This window comes from Xanthomonas sp. MLO165 (assembly GCF_018831305.1).
Classification (GTDB): Bacteria; Pseudomonadota; Gammaproteobacteria; order Xanthomonadales; family Xanthomonadaceae; genus Xanthomonas; species Xanthomonas arboricola.
The window spans coordinates 1,217,151-1,234,991 of record NZ_CP029263.1 but is presented as its reverse complement, the minus strand read 5'-3'; the positions used below and the strand labels follow the sequence as shown (position 1 = coordinate 1,234,991).

The 17,841-nt window shown below is 65.9% G+C and carries 10 protein-coding genes; 1 reads left to right on the top strand and 9 read right to left on the bottom strand.

What is annotated here, in order from left to right:
* Positions 1-139: 139 nt before the first annotated feature.
* The 9 genes from DGN21_RS05410 to prpB form a co-directional block, all read right to left on the bottom strand.
* Positions 140-5,041, bottom strand: coding sequence for an alpha-2-macroglobulin (locus DGN21_RS05410; protein WP_184578366.1), 4,902 nt, complete (start codon positions 5,039-5,041; stop codon positions 140-142).
* Between the two features lie 678 nt (positions 5,042-5,719).
* On the bottom strand, positions 5,720-6,697 hold the full coding sequence (locus DGN21_RS05405; RefSeq protein ID WP_160954700.1) for a nucleoside hydrolase: 978 nt from the start codon (positions 6,695-6,697) through the stop codon (positions 5,720-5,722).
* Between the two features lie 106 nt (positions 6,698-6,803).
* Complete coding sequence (locus DGN21_RS05400) at positions 6,804-9,020, bottom strand: TonB-dependent receptor (protein WP_126965161.1); 2,217 nt, start codon at positions 9,018-9,020, stop codon at positions 6,804-6,806.
* 188 nt (positions 9,021-9,208) lie between these two features.
* Positions 9,209-10,408: a 2-methylaconitate cis-trans isomerase PrpF gene (prpF, locus tag DGN21_RS05395; protein WP_102256898.1), complete on the bottom strand. Its 1,200-nt coding sequence runs from the start codon at positions 10,406-10,408 to the stop codon at positions 9,209-9,211.
* Positions 10,409-10,501: 93 nt separating this feature from the next.
* On the bottom strand, positions 10,502-10,819 hold the full coding sequence (locus DGN21_RS05390; protein WP_016903136.1) for a type II toxin-antitoxin system RelE/ParE family toxin: 318 nt from the start codon (positions 10,817-10,819) through the stop codon (positions 10,502-10,504).
* On the bottom strand, positions 10,816-11,058 hold the full coding sequence (locus DGN21_RS05385) for a type II toxin-antitoxin system ParD family antitoxin (RefSeq protein ID WP_029220676.1): 243 nt from the start codon (positions 11,056-11,058) through the stop codon (positions 10,816-10,818). The genes DGN21_RS05390 and DGN21_RS05385 overlap by 4 nt, the downstream gene beginning before the upstream one ends.
* A gap of 91 nt (positions 11,059-11,149) precedes the next feature.
* Positions 11,150-13,741, bottom strand: a complete 2,592-nt coding sequence (acnD, locus tag DGN21_RS05380; protein WP_126965162.1) for a Fe/S-dependent 2-methylisocitrate dehydratase AcnD — start codon at positions 13,739-13,741, stop codon at positions 11,150-11,152.
* 201 nt (positions 13,742-13,942) lie between these two features.
* Positions 13,943-15,097 carry a 2-methylcitrate synthase gene (gene prpC / locus DGN21_RS05375; protein ID WP_102256895.1) on the bottom strand — a complete coding sequence of 385 codons (1,155 nt, stop codon included), beginning with the start codon at positions 15,095-15,097 and terminating at the stop codon, positions 13,943-13,945.
* A gap of 75 nt (positions 15,098-15,172) precedes the next feature.
* Positions 15,173-16,069 carry a methylisocitrate lyase gene (gene prpB, locus DGN21_RS05370; RefSeq protein WP_126965164.1) on the bottom strand — a complete coding sequence of 299 codons (897 nt, stop codon included), beginning with the start codon at positions 16,067-16,069 and terminating at the stop codon, positions 15,173-15,175.
* A 146-nt stretch (positions 16,070-16,215) separates the two neighbouring features.
* Between prpB and prpR the strand changes: the two genes are divergently transcribed.
* A complete protein-coding gene (prpR, locus tag DGN21_RS05365; protein ID WP_126965165.1) occupies positions 16,216-17,817 on the top strand; it encodes a propionate catabolism operon regulatory protein PrpR in 1,602 nt (533 codons plus the stop codon).
* Positions 17,818-17,841 lie beyond the last annotated feature (24 nt).

Below are 17,841 nucleotides of genomic sequence, written 5' to 3'. Positions count from 1 at the left end.
CCCCAGCACGCGGGAGAAGGAACGCATCTGATCGCAGTGCGGCGGTTGAGCCCCTCTCCCGCCTGCGGGAGAGGGGTTGGGATGAGGGGAGGCTTCTGGCATAGGAGCATGCCCCTACACCAGAAACTTCAACGCCATCCTACGGCTGCACCACCGTCATCGTCGCTGGCGTGCTGCGCCCCACGCCGCGCAGCTCCGGGCGGTACATGTCTTCCACCAACGATGGCGGCACCGTGTAGGTGCCCGGGGTGACTGCGCGCACCAGGTAATACAACTGCGCCTTGCTGCCCGAGGACAGCGCCAGCGCGGCCACATAGCGGTCGTCGCGGAACTCTTCGTGCTTGACGTCGGCGGCGCTGGAACGCTCGCTGATGCCGATGCCGTCCACCACCACATCGGCCCATTGCTTGGCATCGCCGAGATTGAAGTTCTCGATCTCCAGGCCGGCCGGCAGCAGGTCGGTCAGCAGCGCGTCCGGCATGTCGCTGTTGGCGGTGATGGTGACGCGCACGATCAGCGCTTCGCCTTCCTTCAATGCACGCGGGGTCCACGGTTTGCCGTCGGTGGTGTACCAGCTGCGCTCCACGCTGAGGTTGCGCGTGTCCGGCTCCGGTGCGCTGCGCGGGATGCCGGCCACTTCCAGGCTGGCGTACATAGGTGCCTCGCCCTGCGGTGCGAACTGCACGCCGCGCGCCAGGGCGGCGCTGTCGAAACTGCGCCCGAACAGGCGTGCCGGCGCAATCTCCTGCGTCTCGCCGCCAACAGTCAAGGTGCCGGACACCTGCTTGCCCTGCCCGACCATCAAGGCCTTGCCCAAGCGCGCCAGCGCCACCTGCTCCTGCGTGCTCAGCCACAGCCAGCCGGTGGCGCGGCGTGCATCCAGCGCGCGGCCCAATGCCACTGCGCGGGTGTCGTACTCGGGCTTGGACAAGCCACGCTCGTGCAGCAGCGCCATCATCAAGGCATCGTCGCGGATCGCGCTGCCGTAATCGGCGAAGTACGGCGGCCGCTCGCTGCTGTCCTTGGCAAAACCCGCCTTGATTGCCGCCTGCCCACGCTTGGTGTCGCCCTGCAGCGACAATGCCGCGCCCAGATGCACCAGCGACAAGCCGGTCAATGCCTTGTCGCGCTGGTTGTCGTACAACGCGCGCAGCGTGCCCAGCGGGGCGCGGTTGACGCGTGCCAACACATAGCCGGACCAGGCCTGGTTGGCGAACTTCAGGCTATCGCGGCGGTCCTGCCCGTAGAACTCGTTGCCACCGGACAGCAGGTCCTCGCTGAGCCGATTGAGCGCCTTCTGCAGCACGTTGTCGGGCACCGCAAAACCGGCGTCCTTGGCGTCGAGCAGGAACTCGGCGATGTACGGGGTCAGGCCCGGATTGACGTAACCGTCGTCGCCCCACATCGAAAAATGCCCGCTGGCGATCTGCATCGAGGCCAGGCGACCGAATGCGCCTTCCATGCGCTCGCGGCGCTTGGCCGCCTCCAGCCCCTTGGTGCCCAGTGCCCTGGCGGTGGCATCGTCGAGCAAGAGCGCGGCGTAACCCTTGCTGGTGGTCTGCTCGGCGCAGCCATACGGATAGTCCAACGCACCCTGCAGGGCGCTGGCGAAGGGAATCGGCGGCAGCGGGCTGACCACCATGCGCGCGGTCACCGAGCCGGCCATCAGGCCATCGGCAAAGCCACTGTCCAGGGTGATCGGCGCCAGCGGATCGAGCACGCGCGTCTGCGCACGCAACACCTGCGGCCAGCCGGCACGCACCGGCAGGTCGTAGCTGCGGTCGGCCTTGAAGCCGTTGCCGTCCACACGCACGCGCACCTTGGCCACGCTATAGCCTTCGGTGGCGCTCAGCGGGAAGCTCAGCGTCTGCTTGGCATCCACACCGAGCTTGACGCTGCGCGCCGCCTCGGCGATGGCCAGCGGGCCGATCCCGTCCACGCGCACATTGAACTCGCCCGGCTTGCCGGTGAAGTTCTGCACATCCAGCGTCACCGTGCTGCGGTCGCCCGGCGCCATCACGCGCGGCATGCTGGCCTCGGCCAGGATCGGGGCACGCACCACGGTTTCCACCGCGTGGTTGCCGAACCGCGTATCCGAATACACCAACGCCGACACCCGCAGCGTGCCGTTGAAATCCGGCACCGGCAGTTGCACGCGCGCATCGCCCTTGGCATCGAGCTTCACCGAGCCGGAGAACAGGTCCACGGTCTGCACGCGCGCGGTCGGGCGCTTGGCCTGCGGCAAGGCTTCCAGCGCCATGTCGCCGCCGAACTTGAGCTTGCCGCTGGCGCCTTCGAAGCTCTCGATCACGCGGCCGTAGATGTCGTAGGCATCGGTGCCCAGACGACGCTGCGCGAAGAACTGCGCGTTGGCATCGGGCACCGGGAAGCGGGTGATGTTGAGGATGCCCACGTCCACCGCCGAGATGGTCACGTGCGCCGCCTTGCCGGCCAGCTCGGGCACGCTCACCGTCACCGGCAACGCCTGCTCGGGGCGCATCTGCTTGGGCGCGGCCAGGCCCACCGCCACGCGTCGCGCCTTGCGGTCCATCGGTACATACGCCACGCCCACCGCGCGCGCCGGGGTGATCTTGCTCGGCGCACTGCCGCCGCGGAACACCAACGCGGTGACGTAGACATCGTGGCGTTCCCACGCGTCGGTCACCGGAATTTCGAAGCTGCTGCCCGGCTTGACGTCGATGTCCTGCACGTACAGCAGCTTGTCGCTTTCCACCAGCAGCACGCCCTTGCCGGCATGCGGCGGGGTCAGCGTGACGGTGAGCGTGTCGCCGGCACGATAGGCGGTCTTGTCCAAGGCCAGCTTGACCTTGTCCGGGCGCGCGTCCAGGCCGCGGTTTTCGTCGTTCCAGCTCCAGCCGGCACGGAACGGGTAGCGCGTGGTCAGCCCGGTGGACGGGTCGAACACATCCAGGCGGTACTCGCCCCACTCCACCGGGACCTCGAGCTTGGCGTTGCCGCCGGCGATGTCGAGCGTGCGCGTGTCCTTGTTCTCGAAGCGGCGGGTGAAGTCGTAATCCCAGTGGTCGTCGGTGTAGTTCCAGTGGTAGTCGCGCAGCTCGCGCACCAGCGTGGCCTTCAGGCCCTTGGCCGGTTGCGGCTTGCCATCGGCATCCACGCGGGTGATTTCGAAGCGCGCGGTGCCGTTGGCGTCGGTGCCGTCCTTGTCGTCGAACAGGGGACGCACGCCGACCAGCGCCTTGGCCGGCCACAGCACGCGCTTGACGCTGCGGGTGACGGTGCGCCCGCCGGTCTCGTATACGCTGCCCGAGACCACCGCCGCAATCGTGCTGACCGGCTTGGCTTCGGCAGGCAGCGCGATGTCTTCGCGCAATACGCCATCGCTGCCGAACTCGGTGTCGATCACGTCCTTGGCGTCGCGCGGCAGCTCCAGCGTGGGGTCGCCGAAGAACCAGCCCGGCAAGGACTCGAGCGGATGCTGCTCGACGCTGACCGCAAGCTTGGCGGTGAAACGGTTACCGTCGGCCGGCGCGCCGTACAGGTATGCGGCATTGGCGACCAGCGTGAACGGCTGGCCGGGGCTCAGGGTCTTTTGGGTGCTGTCCAGATCCAGCTTCATGCGCTCGGGCAGGAACTCTTCCACGCGCACGGTCATCCCCTGCACGGCGTCCTTGCTGGCCGGATCGGTGCGGAATTCCACCTGCCAGCGGCCGGTCGGCGCATCGGCCGGAATCTGCTGGCTGAACTCGAAATAGCCCTGCTCACCCGGCTGCAGCTTGGTCTCGCGGAAGGTCTTGCCGTCCGGCTGCTTGAGGCGCAGGAACACCGGCTGCGGCTTGGTCGGCTTGCCGTCGTTGTCGCGCAGGATCGCCGACACGCGCATGGTCTCGCCAGGGCGATACAGGTCGCGGCCGGCCCAGGCGAACACGTCGAACCAGGCGCTCTCGCGCCCGGCCACTGCGAATTCGCTCAAATCCAGCGCCGGCTGGTTGAACGGCAGCACCGAGATATCGGTCTTGCTGCGCGCCACCAGCACGTGGCCGGCATCGAGCGTGTAGTTGAGCAGCGCATTGCCGTTGCCGTCGGTGGCACCCTTGAGGAACAGCTCGCCCTTGGCATCGAGGACGCGCACTTCCACGTTTTTGATCGGCTCGCCGCTCTGCAGCGAGGCGGTGTGCACGAACAGCTTGTCCTTGTAGGCGCGCGTGTGCAGGCCGATGTCGCTGACGGTGAAGAACGCGGTGTCGAAACCATTGTCGAAACTGCCGGCACGCTTCATCACCGCAAAATACAGGCCCGGCTCCTGCAGTTCCTTGATGTCCTGCGTGGGCAGGTAGGTCAGCACGCGCTCGTTCTGCTTGCCGCCGAGAATGAAACGATTGACGTAGACCGGGTCGGCCAGCTTGGACAACGGCTGCTTGTCGTTATATTCGCTCTCCAGCTCCCAGCTGCCGCGACGACCGCCGCGCTGGAACTGCTGGAAGAACGCGGGCAGCGACTTCTCGCGCACGCGCAGGAACTCCACGTCCACTTCCGGTACGTTGACCGACACCACCGGCAGACCGCGGCTCTCGCGTGCCGGCAGCACGCTGCCTTGTGAAGCGAACCCGGCCACTGGCTTGAGCGCGCCGGTGTAGACCTTCTGCTTGAGCGGCTTTCCCAGGCGGCTGCCATCGGCGGCCAGCAGGTTGGCGTCGACCAGGACGGTGTAGTCCTTGGCCGCTTCCACGTACGGGTAGCGCAGCGTCTTGCCGTCGTCGGACAGCGTCCAGCTGCTGTCGCCGGTGCCGACTTTTTCCTCGAAACGCACCAGCGCATCGAAGTCCTGCGTCCCCACCAACGGCCGCGAGAATTCCAGCGCCAGCGACAGGCCGTCGCTGGTCTGGTCGGGATAGGCGCGCGCCAGCGCGAAACCGGTGATGGCCTGCTTGTCGGCCTTGATCGCCTCGCCACTGGCGGCAGGCAGCTGGCCGCTTTCGTTGCGCTTGCACGCCACCGCGCCGATCGCCACGCCCAGCAAGACCACCCACAGCAACATGCGCCGCGTGCCCGACCACGTCATCCCTGATTCCCGGCTGTCCATTCGCACTACCCCATGACTGAGGACGCAAGTATAGCGATGCCGTTCACGTCAACGATGGTGGTATGGGGCGATGCAAGGACTTGCCGATGGGCGGCGATGACGCGCCACCGGGCCAGCGCTGCGATTGCACCGGCGCGCCCGACCAGTGGTGAGCGCAATGGTTTGACACCGGCCCATGGCAGGCCGCTGAGTTGCGGCTTGGCTGCGGGGCCCTTGCCCGCCCACCATCGCAGGACACGCCGCAAGTACGTCCATGTAGGCTCTTACGCGGCATCCATGCCGCGTAAGAGCCCGCGACGGTGGGCGGGCAAGGACCAGTCGAGATGGTCGGTGTGCAGGGGCGCGCACAGGGCATGGCGTGCATTGTTCGGAGGATGGTGCGTCGAACAAACGTTCCATCACAAGCAGAGCAACAAGCAGGCGTTCAACCAAGCAACCGACGCATTTTCTGGTGCGGTGTCCTCGCCGATTGCGGGACCGTGTGGCGGCATGGATGCCGCCACCAAGCCTACAAGGACGTACTTGCGGCGTGTCCCGCGAGCGGTGAGGGCACCGCGCACACGACCAACCAGGCTTTTGACTGCATCCCAAAGTACGGCCAATAAAACCACTGCGCTCGCCACCAAGCCGGCGCTCACCACATCTTGATAGCCACTCCTAGCGCAACTGCAGCACCGTACGCATGTACAGGTCGATCAACGCCGGCTTGTCCGCACGCAGGCAGGCCTGCACGTTCGGCGTGCCTGCGCCTTCGCGGGTGTAGCCCTGCGCATCGACGTCCAGATGCAGCGGCGTGGTCGGGCACAGATCGGGGCGCAGCAGCCAGGCCACCGGCACTGCGTCGAACAAGGTCGGCGTGGCGCTGGCCCAGGGCTGGTCGGTATTGCGCCACTGGTAATACAGCTGGGTGAGCGCATCGGTGAGCCCATCGCCATGTGCAAACAAGGCGATGCGCTCGGGTTCTTCCAGCGTGATCTGGGTGGCGTCCAAGGGCAGCAACACGATCGGCACGCCGGCCGCGAACACCCGCTGCGCCGCCGGCACATCGGCCAGGATGTTGTACTCCGGCGCCGGCGCGCTGGCCGGACGATAGGCCGACTTGCCGTAGCCGACGCGTACCGACCCGCCCATCGCCACGATACGCTTGAGCTTGGCAAAGCCGGCCGGGTCGCGCTGCTGCGCCGCTGCGGCGTCGGTCATCGGCCCCAATACCAGCAAGGTCACCTTGCCAGGGTGCAGGCGCGCCTGCTGCAGGATCATCGCCGCCGCATCCGGCAGCTTGCCGGGCAACTGTCCCCTGGCGGCCCAGCGCGCCTGGCTGAAGGGGATCGCGCTGGTGGTGCGTGCGCCCACCGCCAACGGAATCTCGCTGCGCCCGGCCTGCTGCAACAGGCGCTGCAGCAACTGCGCACGCATGCTGGTGTCGCCCCAGGCCGATGCGATGCCCAGCACATGCAGCTGCGGGCTACGCAGCAACAGCCCGAGCGCAAACGCATCGTCGATGTCGTCGCCGATATCGGTGGAGACCACCAGCAACTCGGGGGACGCCGACCTGGGCGTTGGCGCCGGCTGCGCCGCGGTGGCGGCAGGCGTCTGCGCCCATGCCACTGCCGACGCACACCATAGCCCCAGCATCCACCACATGTTTCGCCATCTCCGCTGCATGCATCCACTCCTGCGACCATAAAAAAACCGCCGGCATGTTGGCCGGCGGTTCGATAGTGCTACACCACGACGCCGATCAGAAGTTGGCGCGGAACTGCGCACCGACGATGCGCGGGTCGTTGATGAAGCCGGTGAGGTTGTTGAAGTCGATCGCACCGGTCACGCGGATCTGGTTGGTGCAGTTGCGGCAGAACACCGACAACTCGTACGCGCCCGCGCCCCAGTTGTAGCCGATCTTGGCGCCGCCCTCGACCAGCGGCTGGCCGGTGAACTCCTTGGAGTCGTACAGGAAGAAATTCACTTCGCTGCGGTAGGACCAGTCGGTGTAGAAGAACAGCTCGCCGTCGTTGCCCATCGGGATGCCGTAACGCAGGGTGGCGTTGGCCATCCACTTGGCAGCCTGCGGCAGGTCGTTGCCGTCGATGATGGCATTGCCGGCCGCATTGAGCGGGTCGGTCACGGTGCAGGTGCGGCACACGCCCACCGACAGGGTCGGGTCGTCGATGCGGGTCCAGTTGTAGGCGCCGCCGGCGGTGACGCGCAGGTTCTGGGTGAGCAGCGCTTCGAAGTCGAACTCGGCGCCGCGCGCCTTGGTCTTGTCGGCGTTGAGCAGGCGCACGTCGTTGGAGACGCCGCCCACTGCGGTGAGCTGCTGGTTCTTGACGCGGAAATCGTAGATGTCAAAGCTCAGACGCGCGCGGTTGTCGAACAGGTCGGACTTGACGCCGATCTCGAACGAATCCACCGTCTCCGGCTCGGCCACGGTCAGCGGCGCGGTGCCCGAAGGCACGCCGAAGCTGGCGCCGCGGAAACCGCGTGCGGCACGGGCGTACACGTTGACGTCGTCGTTGATGGCGAAGGTGGCCGCCAGATCGCCGGTGACCTTGGAGTTGTCGGTCTCGCCGCTGGACGGCTCGACCAGCGTGACGCGGTCCAGCGCCAGCACGTCGAAGGTCTTCTTGTCGTAGGTATAGCGGATGCCGGCGCGCAGGTTCAGGCGATCGGTGGCCGCATAGTTCAACGAGCCGAACGCCGCCCACGAGGTGTTACGCTGGCGGGTCAGCTGGTAGCTGGCCAGATCGCCGCCGCTGAAGGTGTTGTAGGTGTAGTTTTCGCCTTCCACATCGTCGTGGAAGTAGTACAGGCCGGCCTGCCAGTTGAGCGGGCCTTCGTATTGCGATTCGGCACGCAGTTCCTGGCTGTACTGGTCCAGGCTCTTGATGCCGCCGGCGGTTTCCACCGGGAACGGAATCACGCCCGGGCCGGACGGCGGTGCGAACACCGCGCCGAAGCCGCCGTCGATATCGCCGCGGCTGTAGTACTTGCCGATGCCTTCGTAGGCGGTGATCGAGTGCAGCGCGATGTCGCCCAGGTCCCAGGTCAGATTGGCGCTGCCGCCGTAGGTCTGCAGTTCCTGGTTGTTGGCGCCGTCGATGAAGGACTTCTCTTCGTCGAAGCCGTCCACCAGCTGGTTGGTGCCGGGCTGGATGATGTTGGCGCGGAACAGCCGCGCGGTGCCGTCCAGGTGACGCGCATGCGCGTTGAACAAGGCGCTGAAATCGTCGCTGGCCTGGTACAGCAGCTGCAGGCGCACGGCCGAGTCGGTATAGCCTTCCAGATCGCGGCCATCGCGGTTTTCCACCCAGTCGTCGCGGCGCTGGCCCAGCGTGGACAGACGCGCCGCCCAATGGTCGCCCATGGCGATGCTCAGGCCGCTTTCCAGGGTCATGGTGCCGTAGGTGCCGTAGGACAGGCTGGCGTAGCCGTCATTGGCGCCGATGGCCGGCTTGACCGAGTTGAACTTGACCACGCCGGCCGGCGTGTTGCGGCCGAACAGCGTGCCCTGCGGGCCGCGCAGCACTTCCAGGCCTTCCAGATCGAAGATCGGGAAGCCCTTCAGGAATGCGTTTTCCTGCACCACGTCGTCATAGATCAGCGACACCGGCTGCGAGGCATAGGTGTTGAAGTCGGTGTTGCCGTAGCCGCGGATGTACACGCGCGGGAATACACGGCCGTTGGACGACTCGATGTTGAGGCTGGGCGCCTTGCCCGCGAGCACGCGGATATCCGAGCCGCTGGTGGAGATGGCATCCAGGAATTCCGGACGCAGCACCGATGCCGAGACCGGTACGTCCTTGGAATCTTCCGAGCGGCGCTCGACCGTGACCTTGACCGCGTCCAGGCGCACGACACCGTCGTCGCCGGGCGCCTGCTGGGCAGCGGCATGAAGCGGGAGAAGGGAAGCAACGGCAACGGCGAGCGCGCTGATCTTGAGCGACCGGCTGGCGGACATGGGAAGACTCCGAATTCGGTTGGCGGAGCGGCCTGATCTGCATGCCGCGTTGCAACAGAATTAACACGATTTACACAAATTTGGCAGAGCGCGTGCGAAAAAGTTTTCCGAATTCGAAAAGGCGTTCGAATTAATGCAACACGCGCATGCAATTTGTGCGTTGGGGCCTGCCCGGTCTCAGCGGGCGATCAGCCGACCCCGGCGGCGTCGACCGGCACCCGCACCCAGCCTTCCATCAGCACCCGCGCACTGCGGCTCATCAGCGCCTTGGTCACCTGCCACTGGCCGTCCACCAGTTGCGCCTCGGCGCCGACGCGCAAGGTTCCGGAGGGATGTCCGAAGCGCACCGCAGAACGCGCCGCGCCGCCCGCTGCCAGATTGACCAGGGTGCCGGGCACGGCGGCCGCGGTGCCGATCGCCACCGCGGCGGTGCCCATCATGGCGTGATGCAACTTGCCCATCGACATCGCGCGCACCAGCAGATCGAGCTCGGCAGCGTGCACCGGTTTGCCGCTGGAGGCGGTGTAATCGGCCGGCGGCGCCACGAACGCCACCTTCGGCGTGTGCTGCCGCGTCGCTGCGTCTTCCACCTTCGCAATCAAGCCCATCCGCACCGCGCCGTGCGCACGCAGGGTCTCGAACATCGTCAATGCACGCGGGTCGCCATTGATCGCTTCCTGCAGCTCCGTACCGGTATAGCCCAGGTCGCGCGCGTTGACGAAGATGGTCGGGATGCCGGCATTGATCAGCGTTGCGGCGATCGTGCCCAGGCCGGGAATCTCCAGCTGATCGATCAGCTGGCCGGTGGGGAACATCGCCCCGCCCTCGCCTTCGGCATCGTCGGCCGGGTCGAGAAATTCCAGCTGCACTTCGGCGGCAGGAAAGGTCACCCCATCCAGTTCGAAGTCGCCGGTTTCCTGCACCTGGCCATCGGTCATCGGTACATGCGCCACGATGGTCTTGCCGATATTGGCCTGCCAGATCCGCACCGTCGCCACGCCATCGCGCGGCACCCGCGCGGCATCGACCAGGCCATTGGCGATCGCAAACGGCCCCACCGCCGCCGACAGGTTGCCGCAGTTGCCGCTCCAGTCCACGAACGCGCTGTCGATGGACACCTGCCCGAACAGGTAGTCCACATCGTGCCCGGCACGCGTGCTGGCCGACACGATCACGCTCTTGCTGGTGCTGGAGGTCGCCCCACCCATGCCATCGATCTGCTTGCCATACGGATCGGGGCTGCCGACCACCCGCAGCAACAACGCATCGCGCGCAGGCCCGGGCTGCTGCGCGGCAGCGGGTAGATCCTGCAGGCGAAAGAACACGCCCTTGCTGGTGCCGCCACGCATGTAGGTGGCCGGGATGCGGAGTTGGGGGAGCGGGGTCATGGGCTTGGTCTATCTCGGTTAATCGTGATCACAGCGAAGACGCACTGACTGCGGCGCTGCCGGAGAGTTGAGGCAAAACTCGCGTCGAACCGCTCAGGCGTCGCCGCTCATCCACGCAGGAATGTCGCGCTGCATCTGCAGCACACGCCAGATGACGATGTCCGTGTCGCGTTCGATGTAGAAAATCAAATAGGGAAATCCCTTGAGTGGCCACACCCGCAGGTCCTGCAGCTTCAACAGCACCGCATGTCGGCTGGAACCGACACCCGGGTGCTGCATCAGCATCTTGACCGCCGACTCCAGCGCGTCGGCAAACGCCAGTTCCAGCGCGAGCCCGGCTTGTTCGCCATACCACGCAGCGGCTTCGTCGACGTCACGCAGCGCCAATGGGCGCCAGCGCGCCGGCTTCACTTGCTGGCAGCGCGTGCCTGCGCGCGCTCACGCATCTTGTCGAAGAAATCAGGCTCCGTTGCCACGGCCGGCCCGGAGTTGGCCCCATCTAGCAGCAACCCACGCAGCTGTTCCACATCACGTTGCTTGCGGATCAGTTCGCGCAGGTACTCGCTGCTGGAACCGTAGGCGTGCTCCTGAACTTGCTGATCGACGAACTGCTTGAGCTCGTCGGGCAAAGAGATATTCATCGTGGCCATGCGACCTCCTGATGGCAAAGATTGCCAAAGTGTGCGCGCCTGCACGGGTGGGTGCAAGCGGACGACCTGGCGTCCTCGGGCGTCGACGCCATCAGGCTGCCGAGGCCTCAAGAAAATCCTGCGCAAACCGTTGCAGCACGCCGCCCGCCTCGTAGATGGACACTTCCTCGGCGGTATCCAGGCGGCAGATGACCGGCACCTGCACCTGCTCGCCGTTGCGCCGATGGATCGACAGCGTCAGCGTGGCGCCCGGCGTGCGCTCGCCGACCACGTCGAAGGTTTCGCTGCCATCGATGCCCAGCGTCTTGCGGTCGGTGCCCGGCTTGAACTCCAGCGGCAACACGCCCATGCCGATCAGGTTGGTGCGGTGGATCCGCTCGAAGCCTTCGGCCACGATCACCTCCACCCCAGCCAGACGCACGCCCTTGGCGGCCCAGTCGCGTGAGGAGCCCTGACCGTAATCGGCACCGGCAATGATGATCAGCGGCTGCTTGCGCATCATGTAGGTTTCGATCGCCTCCCACATGCGCAGTACCTGCCCTTCCGGTTCCAGCCGCGCCAGCGAACCGGCGGTGACCTGTCCATCGATCACCGCCATTTCGTTGACCAGCTTGGGGTTGGCGAAGGTGGCGCGCTGCGCGGTGAGGTGATCGCCGCGATGGGTGGCGTAGGAATTGAAGTCTTCCTCCGGCACGCCCATCTGCGCCAGGTATTCGCCTGCCGCGCTGCCGGCCAGGATCGCATTCGACGGCGACAGATGGTCGGTGGTGATGTTGTCGCCCAGCACCGCCAACGGGCGCAGGCCCTGCAAACTGCGTGCACCGGCGAGCGCGCCTTCCCAGTACGGCGGGCGCCGGATGTAGGTGCTGGCCGGTCGCCAGTCGTACAACGGACTGACGCGGATGCCCTGCCCCGCGCTGCGCTTGAACATCGGGTCGTAGACGCTGCGGAAGTGCTCCGGCTTGACGCTGCGCGCCACCACCGCATCGATCTCCGTATCGCTCGGCCATAGGTCCTTGAGCGTCACCGCCACGCCATCGGCATCGATGCCCAGCACATCCTTTTCGATATCGAAGCGCACCGTGCCGGCGATGGCATAGGCGATCACCAACGGCGGCGATGCCAGAAACGCCTGCTTCGCATACGGATGGATGCGCCCGTCGAAATTGCGGTTACCCGACAACACCGCGGTGGCATACAGATCGCGGTCGATGATCTCCTGCTGGATCGCAGGGTCCAGCGCACCGCTCATGCCATTACAGGTGGTGCAGGCAAACGCGACGATGCCGAAACCCAGTTGTTCCAGTTCGCCCAGCAACCCGGCCTCTTCCAGGTACAACTGCACCGCCTTGGAACCCGGCGCCAGCGAACTTTTCACCCAGGGTTTGCGCGTCAATCCGCGTGCATTCGCATTGCGCGCCAGCAAGCCCGCGGCAATGACATTGCGTGGGTTGGAGGTATTGGTGCAGGAGGTGATTGCCGCGATGATCACCGCGCCATCGGGCATCTGGCCCGGCACGGCATCCCAGACGCCGGCAATGCCGCGCTCGGCCAGCTCGCTGGTGGCCACGCGTTTGTGCGGATTGGATGGCCCGGCCATGTTGCGCACCACGCTCGACAGGTCGAACTGCAGCACACGCTCGTACTGCGCTGTGACCAGGTCATCCGCCCACAGGCCGGTGTGGCGTGCGTAGGTCTCCACCAAGGCGATCTGTGCGTCCTCGCGCCCGGTCAGGCGCAGGTAATCCAACGTCTGCTGGTCGATATAGAACATCGCCGCAGTGGCACCGAACTCCGGCGTCATGTTGGAGATGGTCGCGCGATCGCCGATGGTCAGCGCGCTGGCGCCGGCCCCGTAGAACTCCAGATAGGCACCGACCACACGTTGCTGCCGCAGGAACTCGGTCAGGGCCAGCACGATGTCGGTGGCGGTAATGCCGGGCGCCGGCCGGCCCAGCAGTTCCACACCGATGATGTCGGGCAGCCGCATCCACGAGGCGCGCCCCAGCATCACGTTTTCCGCTTCCAGCCCGCCCACGCCCACCGCGATCACACCCAGCGCATCCACATGCGGGGTGTGGCTGTCGGTGCCTACGCAGGTATCGGGGAACGCCACGCCATCGAGCGTATAGATCACTGGCGACATCTTCTCCAGATTGATCTGATGCATGATCCCGTTGCCCGGCGGAATCACTTCCATGTTTTCGAATGCGCGCTTGGTCCACTCGATGAAGTGGAAGCGGTCGGCGTTGCGCCGATCTTCCACGCTGCGATTCTTGGCGAAGGCCTGCTTGTCGAAACCGGCGTATTCCACCGCCAGCGAGTGATCGACGATCAACTGCACCGGCACCACCGGGTTGACCTGCGCCGGGTCGCCACCCTGCTCGGCGATCGCATCGCGCAGCCCGGCCAGGTCGACCAGCGCGGTCTGGCCCAGGATGTCGTGACAGACCACCCGCGCCGGAAACCATGGAAAATCCAGGTCGCGCCTGCGCTCGATCAGCTGGCGCAGGTACGCCTCCAGCATCTGCGGTTCGGCGCGCCGCACCAGATTCTCCGCATGCACACGTGCGGTGTACGGCAGCGTTGCATAGGCGCCGGGTTGCAGCGCATCCACGGCGGCGCGTGCATCGAAGTAGTCCAACGAGGTGCCCGGCAAGGGCTTGCGGTACTGGCTATTCATGGCTGGCGATATCGAAGCGGGCGGGGGGTATTTCGGGATTCGGGATTCGGGATTCGGGATTCGGGATTCGGGAATCGGGAATCGGATTCAGGATTTCAGGCGTGCGGGGGGACTGCCATCTCTCGTTGCGGCTGCCATCGTCTGATCGCCTTCGTTGGATGAAGGCGATCGTGGCGGATCAAGCCAACCGCTGGCGCGTCCTCAGGAGCGTTGATCCAGCGGTACGAAGACCTGATCTTCCGGGCCGGTGTAATTGGCCGAGGGACGAATGATCTTGCCGTCCATGCGCTGCTCGATGATGTGCGCGCTCCACCCAGCGGTACGCGCCAGCACGAACAGCGGCGTAAACATCGCCGTCGGCACGCCCATCATGTGGTAGCTGACCGCACTGAACCAATCCAGGTTGGGGAACATCTTCTTGATGTCCCACATCACCGTCTCCAGGCGCTCGGCGATGTCGTACATCTTGCGGCTGCCCTGCTCGTCGGAGAGTTCGCGCGCCACGTCCTTGATCACCTTGTTGCGCGGATCGGACACGGTGTAGACCGGGTGCCCGAAGCCGATCACCACTTCCTTGCGTTCAACACGCGCCTTGATGTCGGCCTCGGCCTCGTCCGGGGTGTCGTAGCGCTTCTGCACCTCGAAGGCCACTTCGTTGGCGCCGCCGTGCTTGGGCCCGCGCAACGCGCCGATGCCGCCGGCGATGGCGCTGTACATGTCGCTGCCGGTGCCGGCGATCACCCGGCTTGCAAACGTGGACGCATTGAACTCGTGTTCGGCGTACAGGATCAGGCTGGTATGCATCGCACGCACCCATGAGTCCTTCGGCGCGAACCCGTGCAGCAGATGCAGGAAGTGCCCGCCGATCGAGTCGTCGTCGGTTTCCACCTCGATGCGCTTGCCGTTGTGACTGTAGTGGTACCAGTACAGCAGCATCGAGCCCAGCGAGGCCATCAGCTTGTCGGCGATATCGCGCGCGCCGGGATGATTGTGATCGTCTTTTTCCGGCTGCAGGCAGCCCAGCACCGACACCCCGGTGCGCATCACATCCATCGGATGCGCCGACGGCGGCAGTTGCTCCAGTGCGGTTTTCACTGCCGCCGGCACGCCGCGCAGCGAGCGCAGCTTGGCCTTGTAACCGCGCAGTTCGCCGTCGTTGGGCAGCTTGCCGTGCACCAGCAGATAGGCAATTTCCTCGAACTCGCTGGTGGTGGCCAGATCCAGGATGTCGTAGCCACGGTAATGCAGATCGTTGCCGCTGCGGCCCACCGTGCACAGCGCGGTGTTGCCTGCAGCAGTGCCGGACAGTGCGACGGATTTCTTCGGCTTAAAGCCGGGATTGACGGTGTCGTTCATGCGATGCGCTCCCAAACGGTGTCGTGTTGCGGTGTCACGGATGAAGTTGCGGAACCTGCACGCAGCAAGGCACGATCATGCGCCTTTGCGTGCAAACAACGCGTCCAGGCGCTGCTCGTAGCCGTGGTAGCCGATGCGCTCGTACAGCTCTTCGCGCGTCTGCATGGTTTCCAGCACGGCCTGCTGATGGCCGTCGCGCCGAATCGCGGTATAGACCGCCTCGGCCGCCTTGTTGGCCGCGCGGAATGCCGACAGCGGAAACAGCTGGATCGCCACACCGGCCTGCGCAAGCTGGTCACGCGTGAACAGCGGTGTCTTGCCAAATTCGGTGATGTTGGCCAGCACCGGCACGCCCACTGCATCGACAAAACGCTTGTAGGTGTCCAGGTCGTACGCGGCTTCGGCAAAGATGCCGTCGGCACCGGCTTCCACGCAGGCGATCGCGCGCTCGATCGCCGCATCCACGCCTTCCATCTGGATCGCATCGGTGCGCGCAATCAGGAAGAACGCCGCATCGGTCTTGGCATCGGCTGCCGCCTTGACCCGGTCGACCATCTCGGCCTGGCTGACGATCTCCTTGCCCGGACGATGCCCGCAACGCTTGGCGCCGACCTGGTCCTCGATATGGCAGCCGGCTGCGCCCGCCTTGATCAGCGACTTGATGGTGCGCTCGATGTTGAACGCGCTCGGCCCGAAGCCGGTGTCCACGTCCACCAGCAGCGGCAGCTCGCAGACATCGGTGATGCGGCGCACGTCGATCAGCACGTCTTCCAGCGTATTGATGCCCAGGTCCGGCAGCCCCAGCGAACCGGCCGCCACACCACCGCCAGACAGGTAGATGGCCTGGTAGCCGGCACGCTGCGCCAGCAGCGCATGGTTGGCATTGATCGCGCCGATCACCTGCAGCGGCGATTCGGCAGCCAGCGCAGCGCGGAAGCGCGTGCCGGCGGAAGCGGTGGGTGAGGACGTCATGGCGATTCCAGGGTTGGGATACGGGATTAGGCGCAAATGGCATGCCAACGCCAAGTCATTGATTCGATTTGGCCAGAACGACATACATGTTGCAAACCTGCAACGCAACGAGCAGCATGCAACATCCTTGCAACGTGGCACCAACGATGCGCAGCCCCAGGTTTACCGAGCCGATGGAGCCCTCTCCACCGGTCATCTGGACCGTCAGCGTCTCTCGCCTGACCGGCCTGCTGGCCGACGTCATCCCCGAGTTCGACCAGCGCGCGCGCATCGAGCAGGTCAACCTCGGTTTTGCCGAGGCGGTGGAGGTCATCGGCCAGCGCCTGCGCCGCGAGCGCTGCGACATACTGGTCGCCGGCGGCTCCAATGCCGCCTATCTGCGTAGCCGGCTCGCACTGCCACTGGCGCCGATCCAGGCCACCGGGTTCGATCTGATGGAAGCGCTGGCGCGCGCACGCCGCATCGCACCGCGCATCGGCGTGGTCACCCATGCCACCGACGTGCCCTCGTTCCGCGCCTTCCAGGACAGCTTTGACCTCGACATCGAGCACCGCCGCTTCGTCACCGCCGAAGACGCGCGCGACTGCATTGCCGACCTGCGCGCCAGCGGCATCCAGGTCATCGTCGGCACCGGCATGGCGATCGATTTCGCCGAGCAGGCTGGCCTGCCCGGCGTGCTGCTGTATTCGGCAGATTCGGTCCGCCTGGCGCTCGAGCACGCCATCGCGCTGGGTACCGCACCCGGCAACGAGCGCGGCGGCAGCCGCACCGGCACGCGCCGGGTGCGGCGCACCGACGCATTGCTTGGCGAAGACGCCGCAATCGCGCAGGTGCGCGAGCTGGTGCAGCTGTACGCCCCGCATCCGGGCACCATATTGATCAGCGGCGAGACCGGCACCGGCAAGGAACTGGTCGCGCGCCAGTTGCATGCCGGCAGCCGACGACGCGGCCGTTTCGTCGCCGTCAACTGCGGCGCCATCAGCGAATCGCTGCTGGAAGCGGAATTGTTCGGCTACAGCGACGGCGCCTTTACCGGCGCACGCCGCGGCGGCCATGTCGGCCTGATCGAAGCCGCGCAGGACGGCACGCTGTTTCTCGACGAGATCGGCGAACTGCCGATGCCGCTGCAGACACGCCTGTTGCGCGTGCTGGAAGAGCGCGAAGTGCTGCGTGTCGGCGCCACACTGCCGGTTTCCGTCGACGTACGCGTCATCGCCGCCAGCCTGCAGCCATTGCAGGCCCTGGTCGAACAGGGGCGCTTCCGCCGCGACCTTTTTTATCGCCTGGCGGCGTTACGCATCGCCCTGCCGCCGCTGCGTCATCGCCCCCACGAGATCGCCTTGTTGCTGGCACATTACTTCCAGCAACTCGGCGCGCTGCCGTCGCCATTGTCTCCAGCAGCGCTGCAGCGGCTGCAACAGCACACCTGGCCGGGCAACGTGCGCGAACTACGCAACCTGGTCGAACGCCTGTGCATCCACTGGAAGGCCCAACCGCACGACAGCCTGGGCCTGGATCAATTGCGAAGCTGGGCACCCGAGCTGTTCGACATGCGCATTGGCGACAGCGTGGCGGCCCCCGAACACAGCGATCTTGCAACCTCGCGCATGCAACTCACTGCCGCAGCGGTCCGCGCCGCGCTCGATCGCGCAAACGGCAATCGCGCCCTCGCCGCCCAGGCGCTCGGCGTCTCGCGCACGACGTTGTGGCGCTGGATGCAGGCGCACGCGTCGGCATCGCCTGCTTGAGATGCACCTGCGGGCGAGCGCGCA

Bases quoted from the DNA above. Each gene is read 5' to 3' on its own strand.
- DGN21_RS05410 (WP_184578366.1), bottom strand. From the start codon at position 5,041: ATGACGTGGTCGGGCACGCGGCGCATGTTGCTGTGGGTGGTCTTGCTG.
- DGN21_RS05405 (WP_160954700.1), bottom strand. From the start codon at position 6,697: ATGCTGGGGCTATGGTGTGCGTCGGCAGTGGCATGGGCGCAGACGCCT.
- DGN21_RS05400 (WP_126965161.1), bottom strand. From the start codon at position 9,020: ATGTCCGCCAGCCGGTCGCTCAAGATCAGCGCGCTCGCCGTTGCCGTT.
- prpF (WP_102256898.1), bottom strand. From the start codon at position 10,408: ATGACCCCGCTCCCCCAACTCCGCATCCCGGCCACCTACATGCGTGGC.
- DGN21_RS05385 (WP_029220676.1), bottom strand. From the start codon at position 11,058: ATGGCCACGATGAATATCTCTTTGCCCGACGAGCTCAAGCAGTTCGTC.
- acnD (WP_126965162.1), bottom strand. From the start codon at position 13,741: ATGAATAGCCAGTACCGCAAGCCCTTGCCGGGCACCTCGTTGGACTAC.
- prpC (WP_102256895.1), bottom strand. From the start codon at position 15,097: ATGAACGACACCGTCAATCCCGGCTTTAAGCCGAAGAAATCCGTCGCA.
- prpB (WP_126965164.1), bottom strand. From the start codon at position 16,069: ATGACGTCCTCACCCACCGCTTCCGCCGGCACGCGCTTCCGCGCTGCG.
- prpR (WP_126965165.1), top strand. From the start codon at position 16,216: ATGCGCAGCCCCAGGTTTACCGAGCCGATGGAGCCCTCTCCACCGGTC.